Genomic DNA, 16592 nt, shown 5'->3' on the forward strand with positions numbered 1-16592 from the left:
CAAAAAAAATTATATATATTGACCCCTCCGTCAACAGGAATTTTCTTCATCATTCATTGATAGAAGTTTCACTGTATTCCATTAAATTTAGTAATGAGGTTTTTACAGCGGTACTCTTATTTTAAAATCAAAATTTCCTAATAAAGTAATAAATTCACAAAAATACACTTGTAAAAATTAGTAAGATAATTTTAAATAGAAATTGATAGGACTTTTATTTAGAAATATACGACACACGTTTAAGGGAGTGGACACACTACTATGAAATCATATAAAAAGCATATTTCGATACTAACTCTTTGTTCTACATTCGTTCTTGGCATATCTACTATACCTTCTCATAGTTATGCAGAAACAAAACTAGCAATCTCACAAAATGATGAACAATTATTACAGCAATTTAAACAACAACTCACAGCCCATCTTAATAATCGTGAGACAAAAATTGTCCTTCCGTATAATACACAAAGTAGTAATATACAAGAAATACTTAATCAACTTATAAATTCATATCGTGAAATACTTAAAGAAAATGATTATTTACGCAACACTGTAGGTAACGCCAACTTTTCTATTCGAGGACTACCGGGTAGTTATACACTTACATTAACTATGAACTACTTAGAATCAAAAGAACAGGCACAATATGTAGCAGAACAAGCGGAACAAATTATCAATTCCATTATTACAATAAATATGGACGACCATGAAAAAGTAAAGGCCGTGCATGACTATGTTGTAAAACTCATCTCATATGACACTTCATTGCAAGCGCATACAGCATACGAAGCGTTAACTAATCATTCTGCTGTATGCCAAGGATATGCGTTATTAACATATCAGTTGTTAAAAGAAGCTGGCCTTCATGTAAGGATTGTTGAGGGAACTGGAAATGGACAACCACATGCATGGAATCTCGTTGAAATAGAAGGAAAATGGTACCATCTTGATACGACTTTCGATGATCCCGTTCCAGATGTACAAAACAGAGTCACGTATTCTTATTTTGATTTAACAGACGATCAAATCTCAGGCGACCATGTTTGGGACCATAGCCAATATCCTTCTGCAACAACAAATTATGCAAAAGAACTTTCACAAAAAATTAATAACGGTGACCCAAAAGCAACGGCTTATAAAAAAATCTTACAGGATGCACATCTACCTTATGAATCACAAAACCAAAATAACTCCATACAAAAAGGATGGATTCAAAAGAATGGTAAGTGGTATTTCTTTGATTCTTCCGGGAGTATGAAGACTGGATGGGTACAAAACGGGGGAAAATGGTACTTCCTCGATTCCTCTGGTGCTATGAAAACTGGATGGATTCAAGATAATGGGAAATGGTATTTCCTTGATTCTTCCGGGGCTATGAAGACTGGATGGGTGCAAGATGGAGGGAAATGGTACTTCCTCGATTCCTCTGGTGTTATGAAAACTGGATGGATTCAAGATAACGGTAAATGGTATTTCCTTGATTCTTCCGGAGTTATGAAGATTGGATGGGTGCAAAACGGAGGGAAATGGTACTTCTTCGATTCCTCTGGTGTTATGAAAACTGGATGGATTCAAGATAATGGGAAATGGTATTTCTTGAATCAAGACGGTTCTTGGAAGTAAAGTGAAACTTCCTATCAGTGGAGGGCTTCATCCCCCACTGTCCCTGAATGCGGGATAAACAAAAAATAATACTTTCAACGGTTAAACAGCAACCCTCACATAATAAAATATGTGAGGGTTTTTCCATCAATAGGCCCCCACCTTTTCTAGTATGGGCTGGATTTTTGTAAATCCTCTTTCTTTAGCATGCTGAAATGGAGTAACCCCTTCTTTATCGGGAATGTTTACATCAGCATTGTGCTCTATTAACATCTGTACAATTTGCTGATATTCTTTACCTCCACTTCCTAAAAGAACAGCTTCCATTAATGCAGTCCAGCCAAGATTGTTAATATGATTGACATCGATATCTGTATAAGTGAGAAGTTCTTTTACAACTTCAACATGGCCGCGCTCTGCTGCCGGAATTAATGCTGTATCGCCAAATTGATTCATTATCTTTGGATCCGCACCTGCTTCAATTGTTAACTTTAAAATTTCTAAAGTCCCCTCTGCCGCAGCATATAAAAATGGATTATCTTTGTGATTATCTTGAATATTTACATCTGCTCCAGCTGCCAGTAATGTTTTCACAGTATCAATATGGTTATAATACGTTGCTGCCATAACCGGTGTTTCCCCTTGTGTACCTCTTACATTCAGATTTGCCCCGCTGTTTATCAATTTTACAACTGTTTCTGTATCTCCAAGCTGTGCTGAAAGTAACAACTGCTTATCCATCCAGTTCTCTTTCTTTGTATCTACGTCTTCCTTTTTCACTCTCATAAACTCTGTTTGATTCTGTTTTCCACAAGCTGTCATTACCACCAATAGTCCAAGTAACACGAGAAATGAAACGTTTTTTCTTCGCACAGTCTCATCTCCTATGGAAGATTGTATTTTGCTAACCATTCCTTCATAACATACAATAACTCTTCTTGAATATTTTTATCCACAAGCCCTTTATATTCCTTCATTGCGCCTAGTATTGTATGATTTTTCTCGACTTCTCGTAAAATATGATTCATTTTAGGGATGATATGCCACTCTGCTTCACTTGCTACATACTCTGCAATATCCTTTGCGTGTTCTGGCGGCACTTGTATATCTCGGTCTCCGGTAATCGCTAAAACAGGACATTCTACTCTCTCTAAATATTCTACGACATTGTATTGAAATTGTTCACGTATCCACTTTGCATTTACCTTTACTCCTTTTATTCGCATAACAGGATTTGATGATTGTTGTATTTTTTCCATTACAGTTTCATTTTGTTTCTTAATACGCTGTGAAAGTTTTAAAAAGCGGTATAGCCACCCTCGAAATCCAGATGCTGCTTCCAATTCTTTCACTACCATTTCATTTTGTCTTGGAAGTAATGTTTTGGAAGGTTCAGCTGCGCCGCTAAGTAAAATTAAGTTAGCAACTGATTCCCGTACATAAATAGCTGGCGCAAGTAAAGCCCCTTCACTATGACCTACAATTACGATTCGCTTTGGATCAATTTGCGGATGCTCCTTTAAAAAACGTACGCAAGCAACACCATCATCAATTAAATCTGTAACACCTGTTTTATAATAATCGCCTTCGCTTTTGTGCGTACCACGCTTATCATAACGCAGCGTTGCAAATCCTAATGCAGTGAAATAATCCGCTAAATCTTTATATAAATTTAGTTTTAAACCGCGAACATTTCCATCCCGATCTCCTTTTCCAGTTCCGCCAATAAGTAAAATAGCTGGGTACATTGCTGCGTCGTATGCCGGAATTGTTAACGTCCCTTGAAGTGAAACTGCACTTGCAATTGTAACGAACAATTCTTTTGCCATCTTTTTATTCTCCCTTCTCATTTCTTTCAGGAATGATAATTGTTGAAATTGTTCTTCGCTTACGCTCTGGAGATGGCTTGCGCTCCATTGCTTTTAAAAATACTCCACTCATTTCCTGTATAAATTCTTGAAACTCCTCATTACTCATATAAAAACTTGCTTGTCGATATCCCACTCCATCCTTCTCGAAATCAACATGATCTTGCTGCAAATAATCTTTAAAATTTGCTGTAAGCTGTGTGACAAACATCATAAAATATTGCATATGTTCTTCTTTCGTTACATCTTGCAAATCCTTTTGCGAAACATTGGCCACACTGATATTTAACACATATAACTTTTCAATCGTTCCTCGTATTTGCGTTTCCTGAGCAACTTGTAATATATGTGCTGTCGTTAGTTTTTCTAAATGACGATATAACGTCGCTTGTGGAATATGAGGTAATTTTTTAGCAAGCTGCTTTGCTGTTAATTTTTCTCCTCCAATAAACTCTTGAATAAGTTGAAAGCGAATTGGATGAAATAATATATCCATCTTTTTTTCTTTCATATATAAAAACCTACTTCCTTTACTATATCTTATGATTATATTATCAAATATGATAATAAAAATAAACACAAAGTAATCTTTATTAAAAATATTGATGGGTATCAATGAATAGAACCCTTCGACATATCATTTTTCATTACAAAAAAACGAGTACATGTATTATTTACACCCATACTCGTTTTGTCTTTTTTATATTTTAATAAAGTAAAATTTATTCGCATCCTGTTATTAAAAAATCATCTTCTACTTTACACAATACTGTATTCCTATCTACTTCCTGTCCAACTACTACATCTACAGATAATATATTTCCACTAATCCCAACCGCTGCTTCTTCTAATATCCCTTTATTATTTCTAATAATAAGTAGCTTTTCCCATTCATATACATAAGACGTTTCATTGATTAACACTTCTTCTACTACTCCATTACATGGGCTATAGACACTTTCAATTACTGCTTTCATACAAGCTCTACTCCTTACTTTCCTATTCAAGATCTCATTTTCCTCACCCATTCTATCACTGTTATTCCAGATCTTTTATATTTTAAAAGATTTGAATTGTATTACATTTTTTAGTTAGCTATACCAATATAATAAAGTGAAACTTCCATCGGTGGGGGAGCTTACTGCCCTAGAATAGCAGGATAAATTTGTAAAAACATAAACCTGTGAACAAAATGAACTATATAAAAATTATGCTTTTAATAGATTTATTTCTCTAATTATTTACCAGGTATCCTTTATCACGTATCATGACCGTAATAACATCGTTATCTGAAAATTTAATTATTTTTACTGAAAGCGCAATCAATTTATTAAGGAGGGGTTTTTCATGTTAGCTATATTAGGATTTGCAATGATATTTGTGTTCATGCTTTTAATTATGACAAGGCGAATGTCCGCACTAGTGGCCTTAATGCTTATACCTACTTTATTTGCTTTAATAAGCGGTTTTTATACGAATGTAGGCCCAATGATGTTAGCGGGAATTAAAAATTTAGCACCTACTGGTATTATGTTAATGTTTGCTATTTTATACTTTGGTATTATGATTGATAGCGGTTTATTCGATCCCGCTATTTCGAGAATATTAAAAATTGTAAAAGGCGATCCATTAAAAATTGTTGTTGGAACAGCTATTTTGACACTACTTGTTTCTTTAGACGGTGATGGAACAACGACATATATGATTACTGTATCTGCTATGTATCCGCTATATAAACGCCTTAATATGAATCCGCTCATTTTGGCTGGAATTGTCATGCTAGGTGCTGGCGTAACAAATATTATTCCATGGGGTGGTCCTACTGCTAGAGCAATGAGTGCACTTGGTCTTGATGCTTCTCAATTATTTACACCGCTTATTCCAGCATTAATTGGCGGGGCACTATGGGTGATTTTTGTCGCTTACATGCTTGGAAAGAAGGAGCAGAAACGATTAGGAATCATCGATATTCAGTTTTCCACAGCAGAGAAATCAGCTTTTACAGAACAAGCAGCAACTGTAGAAGTATGTGATTATAAACGCCCCCAATTATTATGGATTAATTTCTTATTAACTGTGGCTCTTATGGTATGTTTAATTATGGAAATTTTACCTCTTCCTGTTTTATTCATGATTGCCTTTGCAATTGCTGTCATGATTAACTATCCGAACCTTGAACAACAAAAAGAACGGATTGCTTCTCATGCTGGAAATGTGTTAGCAGTTGTTTCCTTAGTATTTGCAGCTGGTATTTTCACGGGTATTTTATCAGGCACGAAAATGGTCGATGCGATGGCACATAGTTTAGTTGCTCTTATTCCAGATTCCCTTGGCCCGCATCTTCCAATCATTACAGCCATTACAAGTATGCCATTCACGTTCTTTATGTCTAATGATGCTTACTATTTCGGTGTGCTGCCTATTCTTACGAAAGCTGCAGCAAGCTACGGAATTAGTGCTGCTGAAATGGGAAGAGCTTCCTTATTAGGACAACCTGTTCATATGCTTAGTCCACTCGTGGCATCTACATATTTATTAGTAGGAATGGCGAAAGTTGATTTTGGAGATCATCAACGATTCACATTAAAATGGGCCGTTGGAACGACACTCTTTATGTTGTTCATTGCTATTCTTACAGGGGTAATTCCCTTATAAAAAAGCCTGCATCACAATAGTTTATAACATGTATAATCATATTTTAGGCTAATAAAATAGAAACAAGACCTACTTAAACTATACAAGAAACTCCTTTCTCATAAGGAGTTTCTTATTTTCATCTACTCTACCACAAAAAAGAGCAGCCCCTTTATATACGAGCTGCTCTTCTCCTTTATTCTAAATTATGAAGAAATAGGAAAATATCTTCTTTCTGGTCGTCCTACATTTCCATAAATCAATTCAGCATAAATTCTCTTCTGCGAAATTAAATACTCTAAATATCGCCTTGCTGTCGAACGGCTGACTCCTGATTCTTTACTAAGCATTTCAGCAGTTATTCCGTTATACTCCATTGTTAACACACACTGTAAAATTTTTTTTAGAGTCAGAGGATCAATCCCCTTAGGCGAATGTTCTATATGAATACTCTCTCCCTGCGTTCTCCTGTTCCATAGACTTTCAATCTGTTCTGGTGATAATTGTTGAGATTGCTTTAATTTCTCCACTTTATTTCGATAGTTTTCTAAACTTTCCTTGAACCTTTCAAACATAAGCGGTTTTACAATATAATCAAATACACCACCACGGAGTGCACGCTGAACAACCTCAACTTCAGATGCTGCAGTAATCATAATGACATCTGTATCTGGCACATGATGACGAATGAACGTTACCAAATCTGTTCCTTTCATATCAGGTAAATAAACATCAAGTAATACAAGCTGCGGCTTTACAAGCTCTATCCATTCCTTTGCTTGCTCCCCTGTTATTGCTGTACCCACTACAGTAAACCCTTCTACTTTATCAGTAAAACGGCGATGAATTTCAGCAATGCGAACATCGTCCTCTACAATTAACACCTCGATAGTTTGAGACATGCTACTCCCCTCTTTCCTTTGGTAACGCCACAATAAATAAAGCTCCCCCTAAGTCCCCTTTTTCAATCGTAATGTTACCATGCAATTCATCAACTAATTCTTTCACTTTAGCCAATCCATACCCACGCTTTTCTCCTTCTTTCGTAGAAAAGCCTTTATGAAAGATATGTGCAACCATCTTATCATCAATTCCAGATCCAGAATCTTCTACTTCAATAATAATTTCATCTCCAATATCTGTTACAAATAAGTTTACTATTTTCCTATTCTCTTCTTTTCTCTCTACTGATTCGAAAGCATTCGTAATTAAATTACCAAGAATGGATACAACATGGTTACTATCTATATGAGCTGGCAATTCTTTTAAACAACTCTCTCGATCTATTATTAAATCAATTTTTAATTCTCTAGCACGATTATAAAAACCAACTACAATTCCTCCTAACCACGGATTTTGTAATTTTGTCATAATAAATTGCACAAAATCCTGCTGAAGGGCTGTTTCGTTATGAATGAGCTCTATCGCTTCCTCATAAGATTCTAGTTGAATTAATCCTGATAATGTATATAAAAAATTCTTATATTCATGTGTCTGCGCCCGAAGTGCTTCTGTATATGTTTTTACTTGTGAGAGTTCTTCAGTTAACTGATCAATCTCTGATTTTAGCCGGAAACTAGAAACGACTCCGATCACTTCATTTTCTACCTTGACAGGCAATCGATTTACAATCACTACTTTCCCGTTTAAATCTATTTGTCGATCCAATTGTTCCTCTCCAGTCCGAAGTACTTCTAATATGGAAGAATTGGGCACAATCTGCAAAATAGGTTCACCAATAACAGACTCCTCTTGCCTTAGAGAAAGGATATCGTAAGCTGCCTGATTTACTAAACTAATACGCTCTCGTTTATCAATAACTATAATCCCTTCACGTACAGACTGAATTACAGCACTATGCTCCTCATACAAAGAAGAAATCTCTTCCGGCTCTAATCCAAACATTAATTTTTTAATACCCCGTGCCAAATAGACAGAACCAACAATACCTACTACAAGTCCACATACAGCTACCCACAAGATTGGAACACTATGCTTTTCTATTACTTCATGTATATCCTCCGCGAGAAATCCCACGGACACAACTCCTATAACCTTATTCGTTTCATCACGAATTGGAACTTTCCCGCGTACAGAAAGTCCTAAAGTTCCAGTCGCCTTTGATACGTAAGACCTTCCCTCTTTTAGTACACCTTCGTTATCTCCACCAACCATTTTTTCACCAATTCTATCTGGCACCGGATGCGCGTAACGAATCCCTTCCTTATTACCGACTACAATAAATTCTGCGCCCGTTTCAGCTCGAATTTGTTCTGCAATTGGCTGAATCACTTCAGATGGATGATTTGTATGAAATGCCTTACGAATTTCTGGTATAGAAGCCACTGTCTTAGCTACCTGTAAAGCTCTCTTCCCAATTTGCTCTTCCATGCTATCAGATAATATGTAATAAAATAAAATACTCATTTGAATGATAACGAACAAAACAAGAATACCTATAAATAATGCAACTCTTGGCTGCAATTTTAGTTTTTTCAGTTTCAAAGCAAGATCCCCTAACTAATACCACACTTAAGTTTCAAGAATATACAGAAATTTAATTCTACATTATATGAAATACATTCTATCTATATTGTACTAGGAGATCTATTTCCTATACAAGCTATGAATCTATAACCACCCTTATAACAATGTAATCCCTATGTCAATTGATTCAATCATATCTAGTCTTCTATACAGATATACAAAAATAAGAAAACTCTAGATTTAATTCTAGAGTTTTCTTATTTTCAACTAATTATTATCTTTGTTTTCTTCAACTACTTGCACAATCATTTTTTCCTTCGTTGTCTGCTGCACTGCACCTTTTCCAGCGAAACTCTCTAGCAATTCTTTTAAATCAATTCCCGAAGAAGCCTTCAAAGTTTCTTGCATCGTTGCCATTAAATCAGTCGCATAACCTGCTACTTTACCAGCACCGCTGTTTTTTCCACCGCCGCCTGTATCCACAACTGTAATTTTGTCGATATTACTAAGCGGACTTGCAATTTCTTTCGCATAACTTGGTAACATTTTCAGTACCATATCCATAATCGCTGCTTGACCGTATAGTTCAAATGCTTCAGCAATTTTTTGTTTTGCTTCTGCTTCGGCAAGACCTTTTAGTTTAATTACGTCTGCTTCGGCTGTACCTTGGGCTTTTTGTACTTCTGCTTTTGCTAAACCTTCAACACGTACTTCTTCTGCACGTGCTCTTGCTTCCGCTTCAATTTTATACTGATCTGCATCTGCTTTTTTAATTTGTTTTACTTTTTCTGCTTCAGCAGATTGCTCAACTGCATAACGATCAGCATCTGCCTTTTTCTTCACTTCTGCGTCATATTGCTTTTCACGACGAGCAATTTCTTTTTCTTCTAATTCAATTTGTTTTTCACGCTCAATAATTTTTACACGCATTTGCTCTTCTGTTACACCTTGTTGTGCCTTCGCTTGCTGTAATTCATATGAAAGGTCTGCATCAGCACGTGCTTGCTCTTGCTCTCTTTTATATGATTGCACCTTTAATTCTTTATGTTTCTCTGCTTCAGCAATTTGTGCATCACGTTGGTACTCTGCTTCTTTTGCTTCTTTCTCGGCACGTGCTTTTTCAATCCGTGCCTCTTTTTCTCGTTCTGCGTTTGCAATTTGTGCATCACGTTTTACCGTTGCAATTTGCGGCTGGCCAAGCGCATCTAAATATCCATTTTTATCACTAATTTCTTTAATAGTAAATGATACAATGCGAAGCCCCATCTTCTTCAAATCAGTAGAAGCAACTTCGTGTACTTTCTGGGCAAACTGCTCTCTATTACTATACGCATCTTCTACTGTCATCGAAGAAAGAATTGCTCGTAAATGTCCTTCTAACACTTCTTTCGCCTCTACCTTCAGCTCTTCTGTTTCTTTTCCTAAATATTGCTCTGCTGCTGTTGATACTTCTTCAATTGTAGAACCTACTTTAATAATAGAAACACCATTTACTGTTACAGGAACACCTTGCTTCGTATATGTATCGCGTGTTCCTACTTCTAACTTATAGTTTAGTAAGCTAAGAGGTTCCGCTTGTTGCATAATCGGCACAACAAATGTACCACCCCCACGAATAATCTTAATCTTCTTACCATCGTCTGTTGTAACAACATTTTTCCCGGTGCCGAGTCCACTTCCCGTTACAATCAACGCTTCATCCGGTCCAACGGTACGATATTTTGTAATAAAGACTAAAATCAGGATCGCTAATATCGCTAACAAAACACCACCAATAATTAATGGAACCATAGTAACTCCTCCTTATTATTTCGGTTTCTTTAAAGAAATTGCTAAATTTTGTACAAGTAAAATACCGTCTTGCACACCTTCAACAATGACATAAGACCCTTGTAAAATATCTTTCTTCCCTATCGTTTTAGCTGGCATCGCATTACTGCCAAATTGAGAAGCTAGCAAAACTTCACCTAGCCCTTCTTTCGGAATTGTTATAATCACTTCTCCCTTACACCCAATAAATTCTTCCATACGGTGCATTGTATTTTGCTCTGCTTTAGAAATTGGTGCTAAAACAAGCATTTTCATCGTAATAACACCAACAAGTGCAAGAAAAAAAGAAATCACAAAAATAGAAATACTACTCCAAGGAAATATATATTCTAATATGTAGCCAAACCCACATAACATAGCGAGAAAACTAAATAACAGTGTAAAAGGCGAAGTAGCCCCGCTTGATATACTAAAAAGAGATTCTAAAATATCCCCAAAAAGCAAATAAAGAATGGCAATAGCTGCAGTTATAATAAGTCCATATAAATAAATTGTTTCAATTGGAAAATGAAATAACATACTGCTTCACCCCTTTCAACATAAGCGAAACTTTAATCAATGAAGGGCTTTTTTATCTCCAATTTCCCCTTCTTCCCTTTTTGCAGAATTTTGAAGTAGTGATATCACTGCTCTTTTCTTAATATGTATTCCACCTCCTTTTTAATTATCTTAATTTTCAGTCATAATAACTTTTAAAAAGAGCCTTATACTACAGACTGCCCCAAAAAAGAACAGGAGGAAGCTGTAGTGACAGCCTCCTCCTGAAAATAAATTGCTATATTATATATTTATATGATACAAAATTTTACATAAAAAGTAAAGTAATGTACATATTGGAATTTTCATAATAACCCACATATCTGTCCCTATACTATTTATATTTTATAGATTCATTCATTATGAATACATCATTCATTAGTGGGTCACCTATGCCTCCAAGACTATTTACTGTTAAACCAATCAAAAAAACTTAGCAGTATTAGCAGGAGTCAAAACATTGTTCTTGAATTCATCAACATCATAGTCACGCGCTAAGCCAGAAATAAGGTCGGTTTGATGATTCACTAGAGGAACAGCAGCAACATCTTGGGAAAGACGAGAATAGAGATCAGACGTTTTATAGTCCTTCACTAATTAATATAATCGAAGAAAGTTCATATATCGGCAAATCTCCTTCGTTTGTTACAATCAGTTTATGAATAAATTGATTGTTGTCATTGGTCTATCTATGAAAACTCCCGCCACTTATCTCCTTCTGATCTTGAAGTGGTGGTTTCTCGTGTATTACCTTCAAGAGATGCTTAACACGAGTGGAGTTGACACAGCTGCCTGATGGCACAACCCCTCTATTCCATCGGTAAACGCCTTTGGAACTGCTTTTTTTAAGATGTTATAGGAACCATTCACATCTGCGTTCAATAATTTGTTTTCTTTCGTTCGATACAAGCCACGTTTGATCCTTTTACCACTAAATATAGGAATGTTTTTCTCACCATAGGTTGGGATATCATCATTGTCTAAAAAGGATGCCTTGCTTGTATATGATTCTTCCACAACTTGTACCGTAATGCCCTGTCGATTCGCCTTGTACTTGATCATTTCAATGAGTAGATTATGTGGGATATGACAGAAAGTTTGATTCTGTTGTTTCCCCATCTCACTGTTTTGCTTCCACGATGTATTTTTCCCAATCACAATCATAGAAATCTCCTGTTGAATCGCCAGCTGGACAATGTGATAACTCATTTTATGAAAGAGATCTTTGATTTTAAGAAAGCGTTTTTCATGAAGTCGCTCTAAACGGTTTGATGTGTGTGGTCCTTCTTTTGGTCCTTTCCCATGACGAAAAATCCCCGTTAAATAAGCCTTTTGCTTGTTGTAGTATTGATTGATGCTTTTGATCACATTGCCCTTTACCAACACAGGAATGGTCCCTGTATTCGTTGTGATAGTTGCAATGTTATTGATTCCTAAATCAATACTCATATAGCGATTATTGTCGACATGCTCAGCTGCTGGCTCAGATTGTTCTGTCACAATTTCCACTTTAAACTTCCCATAAGCAGGAGAAACGCGTACCTCTTTGAGATTGCCAATTCACCCAAACAATTTACCAATATTTAATTTTATGCTTGTTTTTGGAAAACGAATGTATTTATCTTGGAGTTTACACACTTGATTCGTGAAAACAATTTCTTTCATAGATGATTTGATATATTTTGGAATGCGAGGTCTGCCAGTAAAAGTGGAAGGATGTTTCTTGTATGCCTTGATGGAAGCAAAGAATGATTTCCAGTTTTGATATAGATTCTTCATAACTGCTTGATTCGTTTGCGCTGGCAAATTCATATAATCTTGTTGTTTCATCGTTTTAAACAAACAATCTAGGAAGTTATACGATAAGAACGATTTCTCTTTTGTCGGGAATGTAAACAGGTTACATTTCATTTCTTTTTGTTCTTTAACAGGTTTTTCTTTCTGTTTTTGTACACGTTTTTGATACGCATGAAGTTGATTTTCATTCATGATTTCGATATGTGCCTGTAAAGTATGAAGAACTTCTTGTTGAAGTGGCTGTAATGGTTGATCAGTACGTAAGGCCGTATACACTTGGCGAATATAGAAGTTTGTTGTATTGTAGAGATTTTTTGCGTTTTGACACATTTCCATGAAGTAGGCGTGCAATTTGTGACCTTTCTTAATCCAAATTTGATAGGCTGCATATTCTTTTTCGTTTGTCATAATTTTCACCTCCCTCTCTTCTTACCTTCATGATACTACAAAACGACAAAAAGAACATACATTCGCATCGATACCAAAAATTTTTTTACGAATACAAGGGCAATTCATCCCCACCTTAAACTGGGCTATGCCCTGCGCGTTTTGAAGATGGGGTTCTCTTGCCAATTTTCTGATAAACTTATAAAGTATCAACAGTATTTTTTAAAAATGAAAAATCAGTACAAAAAATTACTTGATGATGTTCAGTATTCTTTAGTTAATCTATAACAGGAGTGTGATCGATCCAATGAATAAATTGTTGTAAATAACGCTGAAGATATCGTTTTGTTTTTTCGTCAGTAAGCACTTTTTGATCGGAATCAATTTTTTCATGTACTTGCGAAATCAGCATTTTTTGAAATGGAAGAACATGAACTTGCATGGCTTCTAGTATTTGTCTGATTTGCATTTGAGCAAAGGCGGTACCTAATCCGCCAGGAGTTGCTCCGATTAAGCCAACTGGTTTTCTACTAAGAACAGAGGATTTCGAAGGTCTTGACGCCCAGTCCAATGCATTTTTTAACGCACCCGGAATTCCAGAATTATATTCTGGACTAACGATAATAATACCGTCAACTTCTTGAATAGATGACTTAAATGATGTTACTACTACTGGATCTCCGCCTACTTCTAAATCTTCGTTAAATAGAGGAAGCTCTTTTATCTCGATCCAACGAAATTGAACAGAATCACTCATATCTGTCAATGATTGAGCAATGATTCGGTTATAAGACTTTTCTCGTAAACTTCCACAAATAAGGCCAATGGTTTTGGGCATACAAATTACCTCCTTGTTTGAGTTCACCTTTCATGATACTATATTCTATCATCCGTGGAAAGGAATGTTAAAGATGGAAGAAAAAAGAGTAACGTGGTTAGAACTTTTTTATGACTTGTTATTTGTGGCAGCAGTTGCAACTACTACTCAAGTTTTACTTCATGTTGAAAAAGGTTATATTCATCCAGAATATTTATTAAAGTTTGCTCTAATGTTTATCCCAATATGGTGGTCTTGGACTGGACAAACCATGTTTATTAATCGATTTGGACAAGATCTTTTGCATCAACGTATCTTTATAATTCTTCAAATGTTATTTGTTCTTATTATGACATCCAGCTTATCGGTAGATTTTGATCAATACTATCTCCCTTTTCTTATTGGCTATATTGGAATAAGGGCACTAACAGCAATCCAATATCTTGTTGTTCAGAATTTTGAAGAAGGGGATGGAAAAACGGTTGCTCGGTTTTTCGGAACATGTTTTTGGATTGGAATCATCATCTCATTTCTCTCTATCTTTTTTGATTCATGGATTCGATACGCTGTGTTATATGCAGGAATTATTGTCGATGTGATTGTGCCTGTTTTAGGACGCAAGTATTTGGTAAAAGCCCCGACCAATACGGCTCATTTATTAGAACGTTTTGCTTCATTGACATTAATTCTTTTTGGAGAATCGGTCGTCAGCACCCTTTTTGTATTACAGCCCCAAAAAGGTGATTGGAATTCGATCTCATTTTCGATCATTTCATTTATCCTTATTATTTCGATGTGGTGGCAATATTTTGATAATGTAGAAAAGAAGGTGAACAAGTCTATTCAAAGGGCAGGACAAACGATTATTTACGGACACCTGTTTATTCTAATGTCGTTGAGCATGATTGCAGCATCTATCAAACTGATGTTTTTATATAAAGTCCAGCATTCATTTATCTTATATTTTTTATTTAGCTCTGTATTGCTCTATTTCATTGCAACCTCCATTGTTTTTCATCAATACAGATATGAACAACACCGTTTGAAAATCTATCATTTAGGGTTGTTTTTAGGGATATTAGCAGCCTTTTTTATTATTAATTTAATCATGGTAGTTCCAAACATTGTCATAATGGGAGAATTAGCCCTATTTTTTATCATCTATGCTAAAATTACAACCACTTAATAAAATACGGAAATTTTATAATGGGATTCATCAGGAAGCAAAAATTCGTATTATAAATAGACAGCGGATTTTTATGCATTTATGGACAAACAAATAAGCCTTCCTCATGTGATGAGAATATCTTAATCACATAGGAGGGAAAACATGAAAAAAGAACAACTCATTCTTACTATACTTGGAAGCAGCGGCGGTGCTGCTCGCGCATTTTTATCTTTATTAAATCATGCCGTGAAAGACATTCATAATCCTTTATACTCTCAGTTGCAAAACTGTTCCATTCATTTAATTGACATAAAGCAAAAACCGCAATCTTATTTTAAAGATACGTATCCTGCATTATACGATAGTTTTACATTCCATGTGTTCGATCTAAGCGATAACACATTATTTCGAAATCATCTACAAAAAACGGGGACAAACCTAGTCATTGACGCTTCCTTAGCAGATGCAGTAGAAATGTTAACATGCTGCAATGAATTTGGTGTGCATTATATTAATACGGCATTGCAATCACCAAAAATCGATGCGAATGAGCATATAAAACGCTTCAGTTTATTAGAAAGACAAAATTTCTTTGAAGAGCATAAACCTACCTTCACACAAATGACAGGTATTATTTGTTCCGGTATGAATCCCGGCGTCGTCCAATGGATGGCAATTAAATTAATGAAGCAAAATCCTACGGAAATCCCCCTCGCTTGTTTCATCGTCGAACACGATACAACTTTCTATCATGATCCAACTCTTATTAAAGAAAAAACAGTATACTCGACATGGTCTCCGGCAGGCTTTTTAGAAGAAGGCATTTTAAACTATCCTCTTTTTATGAAACATCAAACTCCCATTCTCTTATGTGACACCGCTTATGAACAAGAGTTTAAAGTAACATTAGGAGATAAACAGTTTTTCGGTAGTTTAATGGGGCACGAAGAAGTAATTAATCTCGGGAAATTGTACGATATGGAGGTTGGCTTTCTGTATCGTATCAATGATTATATGACACAATTAATCCATGACAATCAACATAACGTTGATGAACTATGGAGCTGGAATCATCACGTATTAAATCCGGAAACGGGACAACTTATCGGTGAAGACTTAATTGGTGTATTACTTGTGTATAAAGACAAAGAAGTATATATGTACAATACAACTGCTACTCAACATGTGTACACACAATACGGAACAAACGCAACCTATTTTCAAGTGGCTTGCGGTGTTTACGGGGCACTTGCTAGTCTCTTACTCGATGATTTACCACTTGGTTGTTATTTTGTGGATGAACTTCTGTTAAATACAGATTCAAAGTATGGTCAGTATCTTTCTTATTATATGAAAGATTTTGTAGTAGGAGAAAATCATACAACAGATGGTTTATTATTTGATCGCATGAAAAAGATTGAGTAGTTTTTTCTACTCAATCTTTTTGGTTTCACTTAAAAACAAA

The 16592-nt window shown here is 35.6% G+C and carries 14 protein-coding genes and 1 pseudogene; 4 read left to right on the top strand and 11 right to left on the bottom strand.

Annotation, left to right across the window (positions count from 1 at the left end; genetic code table 11):
• Positions 1–261: 261 nt before the first annotated feature.
• A complete protein-coding gene (locus tag WAX78_RS21490) occupies positions 262–1623 on the top strand; it encodes a transglutaminase domain-containing protein (RefSeq protein ID WP_336484084.1) in 1362 nt (453 codons plus the stop codon).
• Positions 1624–1749: 126 nt separating this feature from the next.
• On the opposite strand, the gene WAX78_RS21495 is transcribed toward WAX78_RS21490, so the two are convergent.
• The 4 genes from WAX78_RS21495 to WAX78_RS21510 form a co-directional block, all read right to left on the bottom strand.
• Positions 1750–2514 (bottom strand): ankyrin repeat domain-containing protein, encoded by a 765-nt coding sequence (locus WAX78_RS21495; protein ID WP_413789219.1) that lies wholly within the window; start codon positions 2512–2514, stop codon positions 1750–1752.
• Complete coding sequence (locus WAX78_RS21500; protein WP_336484087.1) at positions 2487–3431, bottom strand: alpha/beta hydrolase family protein; 945 nt, start codon at positions 3429–3431, stop codon at positions 2487–2489. The genes WAX78_RS21495 and WAX78_RS21500 overlap by 28 nt, the downstream gene beginning before the upstream one ends.
• Before the next feature lie 4 nt (positions 3432–3435).
• The gene (locus WAX78_RS21505; RefSeq protein WP_336484088.1) at positions 3436–3981 is read right to left on the bottom strand and encodes a helix-turn-helix domain-containing protein; all 546 of its coding nucleotides are present in this window, start codon (positions 3979–3981) and stop codon (positions 3436–3438) included.
• 211 nt (positions 3982–4192) lie between these two features.
• Positions 4193–4447, bottom strand: coding sequence for a hypothetical protein (locus WAX78_RS21510; RefSeq protein WP_336484090.1), 255 nt, complete (start codon positions 4445–4447; stop codon positions 4193–4195).
• A 370-nt stretch (positions 4448–4817) separates the two neighbouring features.
• On the opposite strand from WAX78_RS21510, the gene WAX78_RS21515 reads away from it, so the two are divergent.
• Positions 4818–6125 carry a CitMHS family transporter gene (locus WAX78_RS21515; protein WP_336484091.1) on the top strand — a complete coding sequence of 436 codons (1308 nt, stop codon included), beginning with the start codon at positions 4818–4820 and terminating at the stop codon, positions 6123–6125.
• Between the two features lie 185 nt (positions 6126–6310).
• On the opposite strand, the gene WAX78_RS21520 is transcribed toward WAX78_RS21515, so the two are convergent.
• The 7 genes and pseudogenes from WAX78_RS21520 to WAX78_RS21550 all read right to left on the bottom strand — a co-directional run bounded on the left by WAX78_RS21520 (position 6311) and on the right by WAX78_RS21550 (position 13980).
• Entirely contained in the window at positions 6311–7006 is a 696-nt protein-coding gene (locus tag WAX78_RS21520; protein WP_336484092.1) for a response regulator, read from the bottom strand.
• 1 nt (position 7007) lies between these two features.
• Positions 7008–8609, bottom strand: a complete 1602-nt coding sequence (locus tag WAX78_RS21525) for a sensor histidine kinase (protein WP_336484093.1) — start codon at positions 8607–8609, stop codon at positions 7008–7010.
• A gap of 249 nt (positions 8610–8858) precedes the next feature.
• Positions 8859–10382 carry a flotillin family protein gene (locus WAX78_RS21530; protein WP_336484094.1) on the bottom strand — a complete coding sequence of 508 codons (1524 nt, stop codon included), beginning with the start codon at positions 10380–10382 and terminating at the stop codon, positions 8859–8861.
• Between the two features lie 15 nt (positions 10383–10397).
• On the bottom strand, positions 10398–10940 hold the full coding sequence (locus tag WAX78_RS21535) for a phosphate ABC transporter permease (protein ID WP_336484095.1): 543 nt from the start codon (positions 10938–10940) through the stop codon (positions 10398–10400).
• Positions 10941–11381: 441 nt separating this feature from the next.
• Positions 11382–11552: a hypothetical protein gene (locus WAX78_RS21540; protein WP_336484111.1), complete on the bottom strand. Its 171-nt coding sequence runs from the start codon at positions 11550–11552 to the stop codon at positions 11382–11384.
• A gap of 159 nt (positions 11553–11711) precedes the next feature.
• Positions 11712–13163, bottom strand: a pseudogene (locus tag WAX78_RS21545) (RNA-guided endonuclease InsQ/TnpB family protein).
• A gap of 256 nt (positions 13164–13419) precedes the next feature.
• Positions 13420–13980 carry an NADPH-dependent FMN reductase gene (locus tag WAX78_RS21550; protein ID WP_336484097.1) on the bottom strand — a complete coding sequence of 187 codons (561 nt, stop codon included), beginning with the start codon at positions 13978–13980 and terminating at the stop codon, positions 13420–13422.
• Positions 13981–14053: 73 nt separating this feature from the next.
• Here WAX78_RS21550 and WAX78_RS21555 point away from each other — a divergent pair, with 73 nt between their 5' ends.
• Together WAX78_RS21555 and WAX78_RS21560 are read left to right on the top strand one after the other, a co-directional pair.
• A complete protein-coding gene (locus tag WAX78_RS21555; protein WP_336484099.1) occupies positions 14054–15145 on the top strand; it encodes a low temperature requirement protein A in 1092 nt (363 codons plus the stop codon).
• A gap of 144 nt (positions 15146–15289) precedes the next feature.
• Positions 15290–16552: an S-adenosylmethionine decarboxylase related protein gene (locus WAX78_RS21560; RefSeq protein ID WP_336484100.1), complete on the top strand. Its 1263-nt coding sequence runs from the start codon at positions 15290–15292 to the stop codon at positions 16550–16552.
• Positions 16553–16592 lie beyond the last annotated feature (40 nt).

This window comes from Bacillus yunxiaonensis (genome assembly GCF_037104695.1).
Lineage (GTDB): Bacteria > Bacillota > Bacilli > Bacillales > Bacillaceae_G > Bacillus_A > Bacillus_A yunxiaonensis.

What these genes read in the sequence shown, in the direction of transcription:
- WAX78_RS21490 (WP_336484084.1), top strand. Translation starts at nt 262, where the DNA reads ATGAAATCATATAAAAAGCATATTTCGATACTAACTCTTTGTTCTACA.
- WAX78_RS21495 (WP_413789219.1), bottom strand. Translation starts at nt 2,514, where the DNA reads ATGGTTAGCAAAATACAATCTTCCATAGGAGATGAGACTGTGCGAAGA.
- WAX78_RS21500 (WP_336484087.1), bottom strand. Translation starts at nt 3,431, where the DNA reads ATGGCAAAAGAATTGTTCGTTACAATTGCAAGTGCAGTTTCACTTCAA.
- WAX78_RS21505 (WP_336484088.1), bottom strand. Translation starts at nt 3,981, where the DNA reads ATGAAAGAAAAAAAGATGGATATATTATTTCATCCAATTCGCTTTCAA.
- WAX78_RS21510 (WP_336484090.1), bottom strand. Translation starts at nt 4,447, where the DNA reads ATGAAAGCAGTAATTGAAAGTGTCTATAGCCCATGTAATGGAGTAGTA.
- WAX78_RS21515 (WP_336484091.1), top strand. Translation starts at nt 4,818, where the DNA reads ATGTTAGCTATATTAGGATTTGCAATGATATTTGTGTTCATGCTTTTA.
- WAX78_RS21520 (WP_336484092.1), bottom strand. Translation starts at nt 7,006, where the DNA reads ATGTCTCAAACTATCGAGGTGTTAATTGTAGAGGACGATGTTCGCATT.
- WAX78_RS21530 (WP_336484094.1), bottom strand. Translation starts at nt 10,382, where the DNA reads ATGGTTCCATTAATTATTGGTGGTGTTTTGTTAGCGATATTAGCGATC.
- WAX78_RS21535 (WP_336484095.1), bottom strand. Translation starts at nt 10,940, where the DNA reads ATGTTATTTCATTTTCCAATTGAAACAATTTATTTATATGGACTTATT.
- WAX78_RS21550 (WP_336484097.1), bottom strand. Translation starts at nt 13,980, where the DNA reads ATGCCCAAAACCATTGGCCTTATTTGTGGAAGTTTACGAGAAAAGTCT.
- WAX78_RS21555 (WP_336484099.1), top strand. Translation starts at nt 14,054, where the DNA reads ATGGAAGAAAAAAGAGTAACGTGGTTAGAACTTTTTTATGACTTGTTA.
- WAX78_RS21560 (WP_336484100.1), top strand. Translation starts at nt 15,290, where the DNA reads ATGAAAAAAGAACAACTCATTCTTACTATACTTGGAAGCAGCGGCGGT.